Origin of the sequence: Nocardia carnea (assembly GCF_029868325.1) — a bacterium.
GTDB lineage: Bacteria > Actinomycetota > Actinomycetes > Mycobacteriales > Mycobacteriaceae > Nocardia > Nocardia carnea_C.
In genome coordinates, this window is sequence record NZ_JARWNW010000300.1 from 1 (window position 1) to 17,953 (window position 17,953).

The window sequence follows — 17,953 nt, forward strand, 5'->3', positions numbered from 1 at the left end:
GGGGGGCGCGCCGCCTGCCCCCCGCCCCCGCCCTGGTGTTCTCACCCCACCCGGGGGGGGCGCCCCGTCCCGCGCCCCCCCAACAGGGCTTTTCGGGTAACACCTCAGCGAGCGAAATCCGGATCCGGCCACAGAACACGAAGCCTCGCACCCCATGCGTCAACCAAGAGTTGACGCACGGGTGTCGTCAACTTAGGGTTGACGATGATCGGTGTGGAGCACACCGCCAGAGGTCGGAAACGGGAGTGGTAGTGGCAGCCATCCAAGCGCCGGATGCGGCGGATACGAAGAAGAAGCGGGCCCTCGTGGTGGGCGCCGGTATCGCCGGACTCGCCGCCGCCTTACGGCTGCACCGGCAGGGCTGGGAGGTCGTGGTGGTCGAGCGCGCCCCGGCCCGGCGCAGCAGCGGCTACCTGGTGAACCTGCACGGCCCCGGATACGACGCGACCGAACGGCTCGGGCTCGTACCGGCCCTGGCACCGCACGATATCGGCTTCTTCACCTCGATCATGGTCCACGCCGACGGTCGTGAGAAGTTCCGGTTACCGGCCGCGGTCGCCGAGGCCGCCGTCGGCACCCGGGCGCTCAGCATTTTCCGCGGTGACCTGGAATCGGCGCTGTACGACGCGGTGGCCGAGCATGCCGATATCCGGTTCGGTACCACCGTGCACGCGGTGACCCAGAACGCGCAGGCGGTGGACGCCACTCTCGGCGACGGCAGCCGTATCCGGGCCGATCTGCTCATCGGTGCCGACGGCGTGCACTCCCGGATCCGTGAACTGGTCTTCGGCCCCGAAGCCGAGTACCTGGTGGACCTGGGCCATATGGTGGGCGCGTTCCCGCTCGAAGCGGCCCCGGAGCATGTACCGGACGGCGCCGGAACCACTTTCATCGGCCCCGGTCGCACCGCCGGGGTGATGAACCTCGGCCCACAGCGTTCCTCGACGTTCTTCACCTACCGCTGCCCCGATACCCGAGCCGAACTCGACCGGGGGCCCGCCGCCGCGCTCACGCAGTCCTTCGGGGATCTCGGCGGCGGGGTCACCGAGGCCTTGCACCAGCTGGAAACCGATCCGGGCGGGGCCTATTTCGACTCCGTCGGCCAGGTGGTCATGGACCGCTGGAGCGACGGCCGCATCGTCCTGCTGGGCGACGCCGCCTGGTGCGTCACGGTATTCGCCGGCTACGGCGCGGCCCTGGCCCTCGACGGCGCCGACCGCCTCGGCTCGGCGCTCGCCGAGCACAGCGAGGACATCCCCGGCGCGCTCGCGGCCTGGGAGTCGTCGCTGCGACCGGAAGTCGGCAAACGACAAGACTTGGCGCGCAAGGGAATCAGCAGGTTCGCTCCGGCGACCCGCGCCCAGGTCTGGGCCGGTGAACTCATGCTGCGCGCGATCGGGCTACCGGGTATACGCAGCCTGGTCCAGCGCGCGATCCGGCGCGCGAACAACTAGGCCGTTCGTTTTGCCGTACTTCCCGGCACTCCCGGCTTCAGCCGGCGATATGGCCCGCGAGCCGTTCAGCGGCGGTGCGGGGCTCGCGGCCGAGGAGTTCGGCCAGCAGCGGGCCGGTTTCGGCGAAGTAGCCCGCGCGGGCTGCCTGGTACCAGGTGAGCAGGAGCCGGGCCATCTGCTCCGGCACACCGGCCGTGATCTGGTCGGCGATCCAGCCTTCGCCGTCCAGGACGGTTCGCTTGATAGTGCGACCGGTGAGAGAGGAGGCGATCTGGGCGAAATCGTCGAAGGTGAGGGCGGTCGGCGCGGTAAGGGTGACAGGACCATCGAAGGAGCGGTCACCGGCGAGGATGACCGCGGTGGCCTCGGCGATATCGGCACGGTCGGTATACGGGATCGGCCCGTCTTCGGGCTGAGCGATCACGCCGGTCCGCTGCCATGGGCCGAGAACCTGATCGAGCGGGCCGTAGGCGCCGTTGCGCAGTGCGGTCCAGTCGACTCCGGAGTCGCCGAGGATGGCCTCGGTGGCGATGTGGATATCCGACGGCCGGTACGGGCTGCCGGGGACAGCGCCGTGCTGGCTCGTGTAGAGAATCCGCCGGGCGCCGGCGGCGACCGCGGCTTCGATGGCAGTGCGGTGCAGGCCGACCATATCGGCGGCCGGGTCGTTGCCGGACACCAGCAGGATCTGCTCGGCACCGGCGAACGAGTCACGCAGCGCGGCCGGGTCCTCGTAGGAGGCCTGCCGCACACGCACACCACGGTCGGCGAAGTGCTGCGCCCTGGCGGCGTCGCGGACACTGATACCGATCCGGTCGGCGGGTACGTGCTCGAGGAGGTGCTCGACGGTGGCCCCACCCAGCCCACCGGTGGCGCCGGTGACAACGATCATGTTCTCGACCTTCCTGAGCGCCCACGACGTCCGTCTCCGGGTGGGCGGAACTATAAGTTGACCAATCGAGTCAAGTTCTCTGCTTCCTGCGACCGTAGGTAAGCTGACTCGATGAGTCAAGTTATGACGGCGGGCAACAGAAAGAGACGGTGAGGACCATGCCCGGTGCGGTGCCTCCGGAATCCCGGCTGCGTGCCGACGCCCGGCGCAATTCCGAACAGATCCGCTCCGCCGCGATCGGCGCCTTCCGAGGGCAAGGCCTGACGGTGCCGCTCGAGGAGGTCGCCAAGGCAGCCGGCGTGAGCAAGGCCACGATCTTCAACCGGTTCGGCGGGCGGATCGGTCTCATCGAAGCAGTCATCGAAGAGGTCGTGGCGAGTGAGCTGTTCGCCGTTATCGACCACACCCGCACCATCGACGACATCGGCGAGCGGATCGCGTACTACCTCACCGCGCTCCGCGACCTCCAGTACCGGCAGCCCGCCTTCAACGACGTCCTGTTGCAGACATATCCGCACTCGGAGCAGCTCATGGAGATCTGCCGGGCCGGAAGCGAGGCCAACGAAGAGCTCATCGCAGCGGCGCGGCCCTCCGGTGCGTTGCGGCCGGAGTTCACCGCCGACGACCTCCACGCACTCGTCGTCGACACCGCCCTCGCCCTCAAGTACGGCACACGGCCTCCGCGAGACGATTACGACCGCCGCACCCGGTACCTGCTGGACGGCATCCGCGGGCGCTCCTCCGTCCAGCGTGGACAATGACAGCATCCTTGTCCTTGCGCCCGCGTCGCCTGCCGAGGCCGTGGACGCACCGGCCTGGCTACACGGGCTACACCGCCGGGCACATCGCGGCCCGGTAGAACGCCGCGAGCGCGTCGTCGGCCGGGTGCGGCTGCGGGCGCCCGGCGGCATCGGGCCGGTTCACGCGTACCAGGTTCACCGCAACCGACATCTGGCGCTGCCCGTCGGCCGAGTGCAGCGACATCATCGAGGCCCCGAAAACCGAACCGTCGTGGCCCCAGAGCGTGTCACAGCCCGGCAGTTCCACCTTGTGCACACCGAGCCCGTACTCGATCGGCTGCCCGTCCAGCGCGATCACCGGAACCGTCTGCCGCATCTGTTCCAGCGTCTCCCGGCCGACGAGCGCACCCGCGAACAGTTCGCGGTAGAGCGTGTTCACGTCGGCCATGGTCGAAACCAGCCCGGCGCCGGGGCCGAGCCAGGAGTTGTCGTAGGTGCTGTAGTCCCGCGGCGGATCGATGACGCCGTACAGCGCCTCGTACATCCGTGAGTGCGGCTCGTCGAGTTCCGGCCGGTCCGGGAAGTAGGTGTGTTCGAGTCCCGCCCGCGCGATCACCTGTTCGGTGACGTAGCGCTCGAACGGAATACCGGTCGTGTGCCGCACCAATTCGCCCAGGATGCGGTAGTTGGTGTTGGAGTACACGCCCGGGAGCGCGCCCGGCTCGCCGGCAGGCGCGTTCACGCCCAAGGCGATCAATTCCGCTGTATCCCACTTCCGGAACCGGTTGTCGTCGAGACTGTCCGCCGAAACCTCGCCGCCGGTGAACAGTCCCGCGAGCGAAGGGAACGCGTACGGCAGATAGTCGGGCAGGCCGCTGGTGTGGTTGATCAGCATCCGCACCGTGATCTTCCGGCCGCGTTCACCCGGCACCACATCCGGCAGATAGTCGCCGATCGGCGCGTCGAGATCGACCCGGCCCTGCTCGACCTGCTGCATGACCGCGATCGCGGTGAACGTCTTGGTGACGCTGCCGATGCGGTGCCGCATATCCGGCGTTACCGGACGGCCGGAGGCCAGGTCGGCGACTCCGGCGGCGTGGCTCCACACCTCGTCACCTGCGCGCACCTCCGCGAAAACCCCCGGTATCCCGGCACGCTCGATTGCCGCCAGCGCGACGCGCAGGCGCTCGGTGTCCACTGCGTCCGCGGGCTCGGGGCTGTCAGAGGAGGCCATTGTGCAGGCACTGATACTCAGCGCGGCGGCCATCATGATGGCTATGTGTCGGATCTTCACGTCGTTCGTCCTCTCGACTCGGTAGCGAACGCACCAACTTTCGCGCCGACCGGGGAGGTCGCGAATCTGCCGAGAGACTTCGCCGAGCACGACGACAGTCGTAGGAGATCGATGAGCCGGCTACGCCGACCGTCGTAGGCGATTACAACTCGTATGTGCGCACCACTACCATCACATCGCCGTCCGGACGGATCGAGGCGATCGTATCCGCTGGTCGTGGCCGGAATCCGGGTGCTTCGGTGAGACCGTGACTTTCGTCGAAGACCGTAACGCGCACCCGATCCGCGCCGGGAGTGCGCACCGTGAAATCGGCCCCCTCGGGTGGCAGATCACGGAAGCGGATCTCGCCCGGCAGCCCGTCCGGGCGCATCCCCGTGACGGGGACGGTGACCGGTGCGGCACCCGGAACCTGTGTGGTGACGAGATCGATCGGCCGATCGAAGCGCAGGATCACCGAGGTCGCCGCGCGCGGGGATGTCACATGCATCGTCACGGTTTCGCCGTCGCGGCCACGCAGTTCGACCCGTGGTGCCCGAGCATCGATCGGGTCCGCCGGCCCGGTCCACAGCGGCTCGTGTGCGTAACCGGCCGGGAGGCCGGAGGTATCGCGGCCGGTGACATATCGGCCGGTCCAGTCGGTGGGATACCGTTCGGCGCTCACCCAGTGCGCCCGCCCGGTTTCGGCGTCGAGGACGTAGGCGAGATGGCTGCGCTGCGGATGGGCCGGATCGGCGGTATCGGCGACGAGACCCGCACCCACCGCGGCGATCCCGAGCACCGCCACCGTCGCGGGCACGGCCCAGACCTTGGTCCGGGGTAGCGCCCAGGGTTTCCCCGTGAACGCTTCGGGTTCGGGCAGCAGCAGCTCGACCGCGGGCAGCAGCATGAGACCGAACAAGGCCAAGCAGGCGGCGCCGGCTCCGGCGTAGACCATCCCGACCGCATCGAATACACCGCGGGCGGCCACGGGCAGGAACACGGCCGAGATCGTCAGCCCGCCCACCAGCATCACCGCGGGCCAACCGGCCCACCGCACCGGCATCATCGCCAGCAGCGCACCGGCCGCGGCGCACCCGGCCGGCAGGGTGAACAGGAATGCTGCGCCCGGCGCCGCCGCCGCGCACACCAACCCCAGCACAGCCGGCCAGGCGAGTGCCCCGATCGCCAGCGCGGCCGGACCCAGCCGCACCCGCAGCAGCAGATACCAGACGAGTAGCGCGGTGCCGGCCAGCGCGGCGAGCGCGGCCTCGTAGAAATCCGGCCGGTACAGCAGGCCGTTCATCATGTGGTATCCCGGCCGCAGCGCCACCAGCAGCCACCACAGCGCCTGTCCGAGCCCGATCACCACCCCCAGCGGCAGCACCACCGAAACCGCCGCCAGCACCATCCGCGGTGCACTGGCCAGCCCCCGGCGTCGCGCCGGCACGGCCAGCCCCACCACCAGCGCCGCGGCCAGCACCGCCAACGGCCAGACCAGCGCGTTCGGGTAGTGGATCGAGAGCGGGCCGACCCGGAAGTAGGTGGCGTCCCGGTCGGTGCGCAGACCGGGCAGATCCGCGGCGCCGAGTGCCCGCGTCATGGCCAGCATGTTCTCGCCGTGGTGTTGCAGACTGCGCAGGTCGAGGTTGGCGAGTGAATCACCGGCCGTGTGATAGAACGCGGGCTGCTCGATATAGGCGAAATTCAACCCGTCGAATCCGCCTTCCCGGAACTCGGTGAAATCCGTATCGTTCGGCAACTTCCGGTAGATCTCGACCATCGACGAATCACCGCGCGGATCCGGCACCGTCTCGGCGAACAGGGCCGACAGCTCCGCATTGCCCCGCGAGGTTTCGAACATCAGCGAAGGCCCGCTCACCCCGCGGGCCTCCCAGTTGAGCACCACCCCACCCGCGCGCCCCAGCGGATGCTCGCGGACGAATGCCTCCGCACCCAGCAGCCCGTCCTCCTCGCCGTCGGTGAACAGCAGTACGAGGTTGTTCCGGGTCCCGCCCTGCGCCCCGATCAGCCGTCCCACTTCCAGCATCGCCGCGACGGCGGCCCCGTCGTCGGACGCCCCGGGGCCGGTGGCGGCGGAGTCGAAATGGCTGGCGACCAGCACGGTCCCGGTCGGGTGCCGGCCAGGGAGAGTCGCGATCACATTGTCGACCCGGCCGAAGGCCGCCAGGCCCGGCGCCGTACTGGCCCCGACCGCGTGCTGGTTGTCCACCTCGAAACCGGCGGCCCGCATCTGCCCGGCGATATAGTCCGCGGCCCGGTCGCTCGCCGGGCTGCCCAGCGGGCGCGGTTCGGTCGCGAACCGTTCCAGATGCGTGAGCCCGCGCTCCGCGCTGAACTGTCCGGTCTTCCCCGCCGGCACCAGCTCCCGGTCGTTCCCTTCCGCCCGGACCGCCAGGACCGCCACACCCGCGAGCACCAGTAGCACCACCGCACCCAGCACCCGGCGGGGCGTGTCGATCAGTTTTCGGATCACGATCAGACGTTAGAGGATTCCGCGGGGAGACCCGGTGGTCGTATCGCGTTTCGCGGACTCCCCCGTCTTCGTGGCAGCGCCGCTGTTCTCACACCCTCGCCGCGACGGCCGGGCGGTGGACGCTTCCCGGCCGGTCACCGAATGCACCGTCGGCGGTGAACACTCGTTCGGCGAACCGTTCACCGATCAGGTGGTGCGTGGCGGCGTCCGGGTGGAGCCGGTCGGGCAGCGGGTTCTCGCGGTAGTCGGTTTCGCCGTACAGTTCGCGCCCGTCGAGGTAGAACAGGTGCGGATCGTTTGCCGCCCGCTGGGTGACGATGCGGGACAGCTCCTCACGGACGCTGGTGAGCGTCAGTTTTCCGTTGGCCTGTTCGGCGGGGTCGCCGGTGGCGAGGAAGCGCATTTCTCCCGCGCCCAGCGCTTCGAGATCGAAGGCGCCCGGCCCCGGTGTGTGCTCGTGGATTTCGCAGTAGATGGGCGAGATCACGAGCAACGGGGTCGTCGGATGTCCCTCGCGGATAGTGCTGAGGAACCCGTGCACGGCCGGCCCGAAGGCGCGCATCCGCATCACATCGGCGTTGACGAGATTGATGCCGATCTCGAGGCTGATCAGATCGGCCCGGGTATCGCGGATTGCCCGGGCGGCGAACGGGTCGAGCATGGCACTGCCACTCAGCCCCATATTGGTCAGTTCGACATCACCGCGGGCAGCCGCCAGCGCGGGCCAGGTGGTGGACGGGCTCCCCGCATTGGACCCCTGGCTGATCGAACTGCCGTACTGGAGCCACACTCCGCGACCGCCGCCGGGCACCGGCTCGACGGCGGCATCGGTGCGCAGACCGGCGAGTTCGGTGACTTCGTTGTGCGGCAGCCAGATTTCGACGTTCTTGAATCCGGCGGGGAGATCGGCGAAGCGCACCGTACCCACCGGCCCCGGCTGCCGGGTGGTGTTCCCGGTGGCCATATCGATGGTCACGGTATCTCCGCCCGGGGCATGGGCCTGAGCAGCCAACCGGCCGTCGATACGCAGGTCGTAGATGCCGGCCGGACGGCGGGGAGCACCCGCGTACCCCAGCCGGGTGGCCACGGTATCGAGTTCGATCGTCGTGGCCGAAGTACCGAACACCAGCCGGACACCCGAGGGCTGGCTCTCCGCCATCGCCAGCTGCCCGTCGCCTTGGGCACGCGCCCAGGCCGGCAGGCGATGCGGCAGGATGCCGCGTTCGGTGTGTTCGAGTTCGAAAGCACCGCGGACGATATCCGCGGTGATCGCGGTGGTTGCCCACTCGGCATCGCAGTGCATGGTTTCACCTGTACATCGGTTTCTCGGAGGTCGCGCCGGCCGCTTACGGGCCCTCAGCGCTCAGCACAGGCCATAGTAGGTTTCCTAAATGGTTTAGGCAAACGGTTAATGCTGTATGGTTGTCGGTGTGGCTCGAACAGGACTGACCCCGGAACGGCTGACCCGAGCCGGCGCGGAACTGGCAGACGAAGTCGGTTTCGATCAGGTGACCGTCTCCGAAGTCGCCCGGCGCTTCGGCGTCAAGGTCGCCAGCGTGTACTCCCACCTGAAGAGTTCCCAGGACCTCCGGACACGGATCGCCTTGCTGGCCCTGGAAGAAATGGCGGACAGCGCCGCCGAGGCCGTCGCCGGCCGCGCGGGCCCCGACGCACTGACCGCTTTCGCGAACGTCTACCGCGACTACGCCCGGCAACACCCCGGCCGCTATGCCGCTGCCCGGATGCGGCTACCCGCGGAGACCGCCGCCGCGAGCGCGGGCGTCCGGCATGCGAACATGATGCGCGCCGTCCTGCGCGGCTACGATATCGGCGAACCCGATCAGACGCATGCGGTGCGACTCCTGGGCAGCGTTTTCCACGGCTACGCCGCCCTGGAACTCGGTGGGGGTTTCGACCACAGTGCCCCCTCCGCCACGGACAGTTGGTCACGAATCCTCGAGGTCCTGGATTTCACACTGACCAACTGGCCGGCCCGCCGGCAGTGATCCCGGCGGCGCCCTCCCGCTTGTGGAAATCCGAATTCCCGGCCTACAGTGTGCGCAATCCGATCGGCGCTCTCCAGAAGTACAGCCGCAGAACGAGAGCCCGCGCCGGGATGTCCGGCGATGGAGTGGGCGGCGCTGTTCGCCCACCCATTTTCCTGGAGGAAACCGATGAATATCGGACTCGGATTGCCCATCGCCGACCCCGCGGCCCTGCTCGATTGGGCCCGCCGCGCCGACGCCGGCCCCTTCTCGCCCCTCGGCCTGCTCGACCGCCTCGTCTACGACAATCCCGAACCCCTGGTCGCGCTGGCCGCCGTCGCCGGCGCCACCAGCCGCGTGCGGGTGCAGACCGAAGTGCTGCTCACCCCGTTACGCGATACCGCGTTCCTGGCCAAACAGGTCGCGACACTGGACCGGATGTCCGGAGGCAGGCTGGTACTCGGTCTCGGTGTCGGCGGGCGCGCCGACGACCATCTCGCGACGGGAGTCGAACTCCGCACCCGCGGCCGCCGCATGGACGAACAACTCGCCCGGCTGCGCAGCCTGTGGTCCGGCGACCCGTTCGGCCCCGACTGTGGCCCGATCGGCCCCGCCCCCGTCCGTCCCGGCGGACCACCGATCCTCTTCGGCGGTTTCCGGCCGGCCGCTCTGGCGCGCGTGGCCCGCTGGGGCGACGGTTACCTCTCCGCCGCACCGGCGCAATGGTGCGGCGACCTCTACGATTCGGTCCGCACGTCCTGGCGCGACCACGGCCGGACCGGGGAACCCCGATTCGTCGCCCAGGTCAACGTCGCCCTCGGCCCGCCCTCACTGGTCGACGAAGTGCGCGCGGCTCTCGGCGCCTACTACGAATTCACCGGTTATGCCGAGAACATGGTGTCGGGTTTGCGCACCACCGCCGACGAGATCCGCACGGCGATAAGACAATTCACCGACCTCGGCGCCGACGAGGTGGTGCTGTACTGCTACGGCACCGACCCCGGCCAAGTCGACCGGCTCGCCGATATCGTCGCCTGATCGTCAGGGACCGGGCTCACCATCGTTGCGTCCACGGACTCACGAGGTGAACCCGGCCCGATCGGCCGTCCTACTCGGCGCCGGCCCCAGCCGCTTCCGCTTCGGCAGCCCGGCCCCTGCGTGCACGCACGGCACCACCGGACACCGTGGCCAGGGCGGCCACCGCTGCCACCGCGGCCGAACCCCACAGCAGCACGGTCAACCCGGCACCGTCGAGGATCACGCCGCCCGCGAAGGAACCCAGCGCGATACTTCCGGTGAAGGCACCGACGTACAGGCCGGTGACGGCTTCGCGCCGGTCCGGTGCGGCCTGGACTGCCCAGAGCTGGCTGCATACCGAGACACCTCCGTAGGACAGTCCCCACAGCACCAGTACCGCAGCGGCACCCAGCGGACTGGTTCCCAGCAGGAGCAGAGCGGGCAGTGCGACGGCGATTCCGGCCGCCAGGGCCAGCAACGTGGAACGGACTCGCCGCGTGGCCGCCGCGCCCGCCGCGAAGTTCGCGATGATCCCGCAGAGCCCGTAGAGCAGGAGCAGCAGCGAGATCCCGATACCGTGAACACCCGACAACTCCTCCAACGCAGGCCGCACGTAGGTGTAGGCGGCGAAATGCGCAGTGACGAGGAGAATTACCGCGATCAGGCCCGTCCGTACCGCCGGAATCGCCAGCAACGAACCGGTGTTCGCGTTGCCGGCCGCCTCCGGTTGTGCGGGTAGCTCCGGCAGGAGCACTGCCAGCCCCGCGGCAAGCACCAGAGCCGCCAGCGCAAGCGCCCCGAAGGCACTACGCCACCCCGCGATATCGCCCAGCACGGTCCCGATCGGCACACCCAATACGGAGGCGACCGCGACACCGCTCACCACCATCGACACCGCGAGACCCGCCCGGCGTTCACTCACCAGCCGCGTGACCAGCGCAACCGCCAGCGCCCATACGGTCGCCATGGCCAGCCCGACCACCACCCGGCCGAGGGCGAGAACCGTGAACCCCTGGGCGGCCGCGGTGATCAGATTGCCCACGGCGAGCAGCAGTGCGGCCGCCACCAGGACGCGGCGGCGGTCGAGGTCACCGATCGCCCGCGCGACGAAGGGCGCAGCCAACGCGGCAACGACGCCGGTGACAGCCAGGCTGAACCCGGCGGTTCCGGCGGAGATACCCAGCCCCGCCGACATCGGCGTGAGAATGCCGACCGGCAGCATCTCCGCCGTCACCACGAGAAATGTGGACAGCGCCAGCACGGCGATCGCCGACCAGCGTTCGGCGGGTTCGGCCGCGGGCACCCGCGATTCACTCACTATGGACATTAGTCCAGTCAATGATGCGTGGTATCGCGGAACAACAACGATCAGCTCATTGTTCGATCAGCTGAACTGATCGATCGCGGTGACCGGGAGGAGCGGCATGCCGGACCTACCCGTCCGCGAGCTGGAATGTCTGCTGGTACTGGCCGAGGAGCTGCATTTCGGCCGGACAGCCCAGCGCCTGCGGGTATCGCAGAGCCGGGTGAGCCAGCTCGTCGCCACGCTGGAACGCACTATCGGCACGCAACTCGTGCACCGCACCAGCCGCCGGGTCACACTCACCGATTTCGGCGCCGAATTCGTGGAACGTGTGCGACCCGTATACACCGAGCTGGCGGATGTGGTCGGTGGCGCCCGGCGCGAAGCCCGGCGGGAACTTCCCGGCCCGATCCGCGTCGGCTTCCAGGGCATCGCCTACGAAACCGTCACCTGGACTCTCACCAGATTCGCCCGCGACAACCCCGACGTGGACCTGTCCCTGCAGGAAATCCCGCTGGGCGACCCTTTCGGCGCCGTGCTGTCCGGGCAGGTCGACGCCGCCGTCGCACTGTTACCGGTGCGGGAGCCGGAGCTCTCGGTCGGTTACGTGTTCCCGCCCGCACCCCGCATGCTGGCCGTCGGCCACAGTCACCCGCTGGCAGCCGTCGAGCGCATCGATGCGGAAACCCTGGCGTCCGTAAACCTCGTATCGGTGGACGGCCCCGCACCGGAATACTGGCGCGACGTACACTTCCCGCGCTTCACCCCGCTCGGCAGGTCCATCACCGCGACGGTCCGGGTAACGACGCTCCAAGAAGGTATGACTCTCGCCGCCACCGGCCGGTACGCGATGCTGACCTGCCGCCCCGTAGCGGAACGCAACCAGCGCGCCGACCTGCGTTTCGTCCACGTCACCGGTTTCGACGAGGAGTCCCGGATGGCGCTGATCTGGCGTTCCGCCCACCGCCGGCCACCTTTGACGAAACTGGCCGCCATACTCGGCGAACTCCCCGGCGCGGCACCACTACCTGCCATCCCCACCGGCGCTACCGTCGCCTGACGGCACCGGCCGAACAGGCCGGACAGCCGCTGCGCCGACTCTCGCCGTAACACTCGCGTTCGCTGTCCCCCGGCACCAAACCGGAGGCCGTGGCAACACGAACCTCTTCCGATGCCGATCCGGACCGCCGGCGAATACGGCGGCCGCCCGGCGTCATCCGGACCGTGACCGTGTGAGGCAGACGAAAGGCCGACCTTGAGAACACCGCGATCCCCCCGCACCACCGCCGTGCGCTGCGCACTCGCCGCCGCCCTGACCTCCGCCTGTCTCCTCGGCACCGGCGGCACCGCGACAGCGGACCCGGCGGCCGTGGTCTCGGTGCAGCAGGTGAACGACCGGCAGCAACTGGTATCGGTGTTCTCGCCCGCGATGAACCGGCCGATCCAACTTCAGGTCATCCGCGCCGCGGATGATTCACGACCGCGCCCCACCCTCTATCTGCTCAACGGTTCGCAGGGCGGCCCGGCCGGTAGCGGCTGGGACGTGCAAACCGATGCCGTGGATTTTCTCCGCGGTAAGGATGTCAATGTCGTCACCCCCTTCGGCGGCGCCAGCTCCTACTACACCGACTGGGTCCGCGACGACGCCGCCCTGGGCCGCAACAAATGGCAAACCTTCCTCAACGAAGAGCTGCCACCGGTGATCGAGGAATTCCTGGGCGCCGACGGTAACCGGGCGCTGGCCGGCGTATCGATGAGCGGTACTTCGGTACTGAACCTCGCCATCGCCAAACCGGGTTTCTGGAAAAGCGTTGCCTCCTACAGCGGCTGCGCGCAGACATCGGACCCGATCGGGCAGGAATTCGTCCGGATCACCGTCGAGAACTGGGGTGGTGGGCAGAGCGTCGAAAACATGTGGGGCCCCCGCAACGGGCCCTTGTGGCGCGCCAACGACCCCTTGGTGAATGCCGACCGGCTGCGCGGCACCGCCATCTACCTGAGCACGGGCAGCGGTATCCCCGCAGCACCACACGACGCTCCCGCCGACAAACGGGTCCAGGAGGGCCGGATTCCGCTGCCGGTCCAGATCGCCTTCGGCGGGCCGATCGAAGCCGCCATCCAGCACTGCACGATGAACCTCACCAACCGGCTGCACGAACTGAACATCCCGGTGACACTGCACGATCGGCCGGTCGGCACCCACTCGTGGGGGTACTGGGAGGACGATCTGCACCACTCCTGGCCGTTCCTGGCCGGCTCGCTGGGAGTCCCGGCCTGAGCAACCTGCCGGGCGGTGCGGGTCAGTGACCGTACAGCCCGGTCAGCTCGGCGCCGATCCGCACCAACTCCGCCTGCACCGGCTGGGGTTCGACCACTTCGACCATCGAGCCCCAGCCGGCGAGATTGCGGGCGATATCACGGGGAGTCGGTGCGGCGATCCGCACCCGGCTGCGCCCGTCGCCGAGTTCGGCCTCGGTGTGGCAGTGGCGGCCGAAATGGTCACGCAGGATCGGCATGTACCGGGTCTCGATCAGCACCGTCGCCCAGGTGCGCGACCGCTTCCGCTCCACCTCGCCGACCACCTCCTGCCAGGCCCGGTCGAGCGCGAAATCGTCGGGACGTTGCGCCGGCTCCTCGGTCGCCGCCGCCTCGACGATACGGTCCACGCGGAAGGTGCGCTGTCCGGCGTCGGTGCCGGTGATCAAATACCAGACGTCGTCCTTGTCGACGAGCCCCCACGGGTCGACCAGGCGGGCCGAGCGCTTTCCCCGCGCATCGGCGTAGGTCAGCCGCACCCGCCGGCGGCGTACCACCGCATTCTGCAGCAGATCGACGATATCCGGTCGTGGCCGGTCGAGCCCGCTCCAGCCGGTCCGATCGTTCATGGTCGCGCCGGCGGCCGCCTCCGCATCGGCACGGAAAGTATGCGGGAGAGCACGAACGAGCTTGCGCAGGGCGGTCTTGGCCTCGCCCGAGACCCCGGCCGCCGAACCGATCAAGAGGAACAGCGCCTGCGTCTCGGCCGCCGACAGCCCGCTCAGGTCGGTGCGCGCGCCCCCCACGAGCGCCCAGCCACCTCCGCGCCCTGCCTGCGGATATACCGGGATACCCGCCGCCGCCAGCGCTTCCAGGTCGCGGCGGGCGGTCGCCACCGACACCTCCAGCTCCGCGGCGAGCTCGGCGGCGGTCACCCGCCCGCGGTGCTGGAGAAACAACAGGGCCGCAACCAGCCGGTCTGCACGCATATCTCCAACCTCCCCGGAAAAGTGCTCAGTTGATGAGCACTTTAGCTGGAAGAGTGAATCCCGACAGTCAGGAACCAGAGAGGAACAACCACCATGCTGCGAGGACTCACCACCGCAAACTTCGTCGTCGACGATCTCGCCGCCGCCATCCGCTGGTACACCGAACTGCTCGGCGTCGACCCCTACTTCATCCGCGAAGTCCAGGGGACGCACGCCTACGTCGAGTTCCGCATCGGCGACTTCGAGCACGAACTCGGTTTCATCGACAGCCGGTTCGCACCGCCGAGCCGGGCCGGTGCGGATATCGGCGCGACACTGACCTACTGGGCCGTCGACGACGTCGAGGCAGCATACGAGCGACTGCTGTCACTGGGCGCCACCTCGCATCAAGAAGTCACCGAGCGCGGCCCCGGATTCGTCACCGCGTCCGTCATCGACCCGTTCGGCAACGCACTCGGCGTGATGTACAACCAGCACTACCTCGATATCGTCGAGTCGACGAAGGGCGCCTGATATGGACGTCACGGCAACCAGCGCCGAGGTTTGGCGCGCCTGGCTGGAAACCCACGGCCGCACCGAGACCGAGGTCTGGCTCGTTATCCCCCACAAGGACAGTGCGACACCGGGTCTGCGTTACCACGAGGCCATCGAACACGCCCTGTGCTACGGCTGGATCGACGGACTACACCGCAAACACGACGCCCACAGCTCCCGGCTCCGGTTCACCCCACGCCGGCCGACGAGCAGCTGGAGCGCACTCAACCGCGAACGCGCCACCCGCATGATCGCGCAGGGCCTGATGACCGAAGCGGGCCAGGCCACCATCGACTACGCCAAAACCCACGGCACCTGGCAGCGCACACCCGAAGAACTACCGGACGACCTGCGAAAACCACTGGAAGCCGACAGCACCGCCCACGCGAACTTCACAGCCTTCCCACCCTCGTCCCAGCGCCTGATCCTGGAGTGGATCGCCTCGGCCAAGAAACCGGAAACACGGCAGCGACGAATCACCCGCACCGTAGAACTCGCCGCCGCGAACCTCCGAGCCAACCACCGCTGAACCCAGTTACGGGGCCGACCGGAGCACCGCCGAGACGCGGAGATTGGCCCGAAGTAGCAACACCGATTTGGCTGGGGTTCCCAGATTGCACGGCACAGGCGAAGTTTTCACAAAGCTGCGACGCCAATCTAACGCCCAATTTTGCCGACAAGGCTCGGCTGCTCCAGCAGACCCGACTCGAGAACCTGCTGACGGATGTCAACAAGTGCTACATCACCATTGTCGGCGCGCGCCTTCCAAAAAGACCAACCTTGACAAGATTTCGTTCCGAGAACGAACTGCCCGGCCGCCGAGAGCGAGCCGAATACCTCTCCTGTCGGCAGTTTTACCCTACCGTCGGGCATTACTTGCGCTTCATAAATCCGTCCACGCCTCCTACCGGTCAGCTTTTGGTTGGCGGCGAGCACACCGACATCAATCAGGTCCTTGATCGCAACCGCATAGTGCGCTCTTGTCCTTCTCGCCGCAGGGTCCGAAGCCCGCGGGAAGACGACAGGTTTTACGCCAAACTTCTCCGGTGACCAGATCCGTTCACAGAGTTTCTTATAAAGATCCTGTCGCTCATTGATAGAATCGACATTAAACTTGCTATAGCCACGGAACTCCTTCTCCAACTTGTTTTCCCTCACGAATCTATTGAAGGGCGCATTATGATTCCGGTGATCGCGATGCAAGGATGCCGCGAGGTCGTTTTGCCGCTGATACCAGGATACCTTTTCATCGAACGGCCTGTCACGATAACTTGAATTATCAGATTTAGGAAGCAATACGAGCGCACCGAGACGATTCCGGTGCGCGTCGAAAGCTTGCCTTGTCCCCACCTCGGCCTGATATCGATCAAACTTATTGGCCCAGATATGCTCGACCTCGAAGGGAACATCCTCAGCAAGATACCGCCCCGAGTCGTCGGGCTTGTTGCAGCCAACTGCAACGAAAGAAGTCAGACGACCGAGAAGATATCTGATCTGACGTTTGTTACTAGCCTGCAAACCCAAAGTGCCCATACCAGTAAATGCATAATCCAAGACTCGAACGTGCTCCGCCAAGACTACCCGAAGGGCCCGCGCGGGCATTGACGATGATTTCCGAAGGTCATGGATCACATCCCATGAAACAGCAGCGAGGTCATCTTCGGTGACCGGCAGCCCTCCTAGGAATCGCCATACGAATACGAGGTCAAGATACTGACCAACCAACTCAGCCTTTTCCTTCACGGAGACAGGGTCGTCACGCCGATCAACGGCTGCAATAACTGTGGCGAACTGCCCACCAATCCGATTGTATCGGTTGAAGAATAGGTGTGGAAGCTCGGCCGAGAACGACTGAGCCGCGCGTTCCAACATGCAGTAGTGTCGAGCATAACTACTCATACTGTCGATTAGCTCACGGTACTGGTTCTGCCTCTTTATGCCGAGTCCATCGACACTGTCCCGGAACCAGCTATAAAACTCTCCAGATTGAACCGGGTTGTCGGTCAGTTGGGCATACAATTCATCAATTCTTGCGGCGTCTTCAATATTCTGAGCATACCGTCCGACAAAGAATGACTTCAAGAATCGCGTGGGCGCATTGGGGTCTACGGCCGCCAGGTCCGTGATCATTGCACGCCACTTATTGTCGATACCAGCAGTCTCGCCGGACACACTTCTCAATAGTAGGCTTTTCAGAAGATCGAGCGGTCCGAGGCGAACGCCGCGGTCGTTTACTCCTTCGTATATTTCCCAACCTTGGGCGCGGCTCGCCGCTTTTATTCCCACCATACACACTCGATTGAGCAACCAATCAACGAAATACGGAAGCGCTTCGTCACGAAGGTCTTCTGGAAATATTGTTTCGAGTTCATCTGCAGCCTCCCACAACCTCCGGGAACCCGCAGGGGCGTTGGCGGGCAGTATGTAGTCGTCATCTCGAAAAACATGCTCTAGCAAATCGGCCCGATCGCTGATATCAATCGTAAAAGTCGACTGCCCATACGATGTCGATTTTATAAGCGGATTCAGCCCGCCTGCGTCACCGTCGAGTCCGGCGTCACGGAGCAGCGATTGCAGAAATATGAGGAACAGGTGCAAAGTTGAGATCCGCTGCTGACCGTCAACAATATAGGTAATTCCTTCATCTTCATGGTAAACGAACGACCCGAGAAAATACGGGGCGTACTCAGCCACTCTTCGACGCTCGTAAGTTGGCCTATGATCTTCCATGAATCTGTGGCGAAGATCGTAAACCAGGCGGCGGACCTCGGATCGCGTCCACGAGAACTCGCGTTGGTATGTATCCAGTCGGTACCTCCGCGACGAGAAGACACCTTCTATTGTCACCCCGAACCCGCTGATGGGACTGTCGGCCACGAAACCTCCAGAGCTACTACAACATTCAACAAATATCTTGTCATGCAGAGCCGACATCACCGCCTGGAATCCAGGGGTTCCAGCCATCGCATCAACTACATCGCCTGCTGACATCGCGCGAACATCCGCGTGCCGGATG

The 17,953-nt window shown here is 66.7% G+C and carries 15 protein-coding genes; 8 read left to right on the top strand and 7 right to left on the bottom strand.

Going from position 1 to position 17,953, the window contains the following annotated elements; all coding sequences use genetic code 11:
- The first annotated feature begins 251 nt into the window (after positions 1-251).
- Positions 252-1,454: an FAD-dependent oxidoreductase gene (locus tag QH196_RS28950; protein ID WP_280419019.1), complete on the top strand. Its 1,203-nt coding sequence runs from the start codon at positions 252-254 to the stop codon at positions 1,452-1,454.
- Positions 1,455-1,491: 37 nt separating this feature from the next.
- Here the strand turns inward: QH196_RS28950 and QH196_RS28955 are convergent, their stop codons facing one another.
- On the bottom strand, positions 1,492-2,346 hold the full coding sequence (locus QH196_RS28955; RefSeq protein ID WP_280419020.1) for an NAD(P)H-binding protein: 855 nt from the start codon (positions 2,344-2,346) through the stop codon (positions 1,492-1,494).
- A 158-nt stretch (positions 2,347-2,504) separates the two neighbouring features.
- Between QH196_RS28955 and QH196_RS28960 the strand changes: the two genes are divergently transcribed.
- Positions 2,505-3,107 carry a TetR/AcrR family transcriptional regulator gene (locus tag QH196_RS28960; protein WP_280419051.1) on the top strand — a complete coding sequence of 201 codons (603 nt, stop codon included), beginning with the start codon at positions 2,505-2,507 and terminating at the stop codon, positions 3,105-3,107.
- Between the two features lie 67 nt (positions 3,108-3,174).
- Here the strand turns inward: QH196_RS28960 and QH196_RS28965 are convergent, their stop codons facing one another.
- The 3 genes from QH196_RS28965 to QH196_RS28975 all read right to left on the bottom strand — a co-directional run bounded on the left by QH196_RS28965 (position 3,175) and on the right by QH196_RS28975 (position 8,156).
- Positions 3,175-4,380 carry a serine hydrolase domain-containing protein gene (locus QH196_RS28965; RefSeq protein WP_280419021.1) on the bottom strand — a complete coding sequence of 402 codons (1,206 nt, stop codon included), beginning with the start codon at positions 4,378-4,380 and terminating at the stop codon, positions 3,175-3,177.
- 142 nt (positions 4,381-4,522) lie between these two features.
- A complete protein-coding gene (locus tag QH196_RS28970) occupies positions 4,523-6,853 on the bottom strand; it encodes a M28 family peptidase (protein WP_280419022.1) in 2,331 nt (776 codons plus the stop codon).
- 88 nt (positions 6,854-6,941) lie between these two features.
- Complete coding sequence (locus QH196_RS28975) at positions 6,942-8,156, bottom strand: GDSL-type esterase/lipase family protein (protein WP_280419023.1); 1,215 nt, start codon at positions 8,154-8,156, stop codon at positions 6,942-6,944.
- Positions 8,157-8,283: 127 nt separating this feature from the next.
- Between QH196_RS28975 and QH196_RS28980 the strand changes: the two genes are divergently transcribed.
- Together QH196_RS28980 and QH196_RS28985 are read left to right on the top strand one after the other, a co-directional pair.
- A complete protein-coding gene (locus QH196_RS28980) occupies positions 8,284-8,859 on the top strand; it encodes a TetR/AcrR family transcriptional regulator (RefSeq protein WP_280419024.1) in 576 nt (191 codons plus the stop codon).
- A 168-nt stretch (positions 8,860-9,027) separates the two neighbouring features.
- Entirely contained in the window at positions 9,028-9,876 is an 849-nt protein-coding gene (locus tag QH196_RS28985) for an LLM class flavin-dependent oxidoreductase (protein WP_280419025.1), read from the top strand.
- Positions 9,877-9,946: 70 nt separating this feature from the next.
- On the opposite strand, the gene QH196_RS28990 is transcribed toward QH196_RS28985, so the two are convergent.
- On the bottom strand, positions 9,947-11,182 hold the full coding sequence (locus tag QH196_RS28990) for an MFS transporter (RefSeq protein ID WP_432279571.1): 1,236 nt from the start codon (positions 11,180-11,182) through the stop codon (positions 9,947-9,949).
- Positions 11,183-11,279: 97 nt separating this feature from the next.
- On the opposite strand from QH196_RS28990, the gene QH196_RS28995 reads away from it, so the two are divergent.
- Together QH196_RS28995 and QH196_RS29000 are read left to right on the top strand one after the other, a co-directional pair.
- On the top strand, positions 11,280-12,218 hold the full coding sequence (locus tag QH196_RS28995; RefSeq protein ID WP_280419027.1) for a LysR family transcriptional regulator: 939 nt from the start codon (positions 11,280-11,282) through the stop codon (positions 12,216-12,218).
- A gap of 195 nt (positions 12,219-12,413) precedes the next feature.
- Complete coding sequence (locus tag QH196_RS29000) at positions 12,414-13,436, top strand: alpha/beta hydrolase (protein ID WP_280419028.1); 1,023 nt, start codon at positions 12,414-12,416, stop codon at positions 13,434-13,436.
- 22 nt (positions 13,437-13,458) lie between these two features.
- On the opposite strand, the gene QH196_RS29005 is transcribed toward QH196_RS29000, so the two are convergent.
- The gene (locus tag QH196_RS29005) at positions 13,459-14,403 is read right to left on the bottom strand and encodes a helix-turn-helix transcriptional regulator (RefSeq protein ID WP_280419029.1); all 945 of its coding nucleotides are present in this window, start codon (positions 14,401-14,403) and stop codon (positions 13,459-13,461) included.
- A 93-nt stretch (positions 14,404-14,496) separates the two neighbouring features.
- Between QH196_RS29005 and QH196_RS29010 the strand changes: the two genes are divergently transcribed.
- On the top strand, positions 14,497-14,916 hold the full coding sequence (locus QH196_RS29010; protein WP_280419030.1) for a VOC family protein: 420 nt from the start codon (positions 14,497-14,499) through the stop codon (positions 14,914-14,916).
- A 1-nt stretch (position 14,917) separates the two neighbouring features.
- Positions 14,918-15,466: a YdeI/OmpD-associated family protein gene (locus QH196_RS29015; RefSeq protein ID WP_280419031.1), complete on the top strand. Its 549-nt coding sequence runs from the start codon at positions 14,918-14,920 to the stop codon at positions 15,464-15,466.
- 128 nt (positions 15,467-15,594) lie between these two features.
- Here the strand turns inward: QH196_RS29015 and QH196_RS29020 are convergent, their stop codons facing one another.
- Positions 15,595-17,928 (bottom strand): GmrSD restriction endonuclease domain-containing protein, encoded by a 2,334-nt coding sequence (locus QH196_RS29020; protein ID WP_348538116.1) that lies wholly within the window; start codon positions 17,926-17,928, stop codon positions 15,595-15,597.
- Positions 17,929-17,953 lie beyond the last annotated feature (25 nt).

Bases quoted from the DNA above. Each gene is read 5' to 3' on its own strand.
- QH196_RS28955 (WP_280419020.1), bottom strand. From the start codon at position 2,346: ATGATCGTTGTCACCGGCGCCACCGGTGGGCTGGGTGGGGCCACCGTC.
- QH196_RS28960 (WP_280419051.1), top strand. From the start codon at position 2,505: ATGCCCGGTGCGGTGCCTCCGGAATCCCGGCTGCGTGCCGACGCCCGG.
- QH196_RS28975 (WP_280419023.1), bottom strand. From the start codon at position 8,156: ATGCACTGCGATGCCGAGTGGGCAACCACCGCGATCACCGCGGATATC.
- QH196_RS28985 (WP_280419025.1), top strand. From the start codon at position 9,028: ATGAATATCGGACTCGGATTGCCCATCGCCGACCCCGCGGCCCTGCTC.
- QH196_RS28990 (WP_432279571.1), bottom strand. From the start codon at position 11,182: ATGTCCATAGTGAGTGAATCGCGGGTGCCCGCGGCCGAACCCGCCGAA.
- QH196_RS28995 (WP_280419027.1), top strand. From the start codon at position 11,280: ATGCCGGACCTACCCGTCCGCGAGCTGGAATGTCTGCTGGTACTGGCC.
- QH196_RS29005 (WP_280419029.1), bottom strand. From the start codon at position 14,403: ATGCGTGCAGACCGGCTGGTTGCGGCCCTGTTGTTTCTCCAGCACCGC.
- QH196_RS29010 (WP_280419030.1), top strand. From the start codon at position 14,497: ATGCTGCGAGGACTCACCACCGCAAACTTCGTCGTCGACGATCTCGCC.
- QH196_RS29015 (WP_280419031.1), top strand. From the start codon at position 14,918: ATGGACGTCACGGCAACCAGCGCCGAGGTTTGGCGCGCCTGGCTGGAA.
- QH196_RS29020 (WP_348538116.1), bottom strand. From the start codon at position 17,928: ATGTCAGCAGGCGATGTAGTTGATGCGATGGCTGGAACCCCTGGATTC.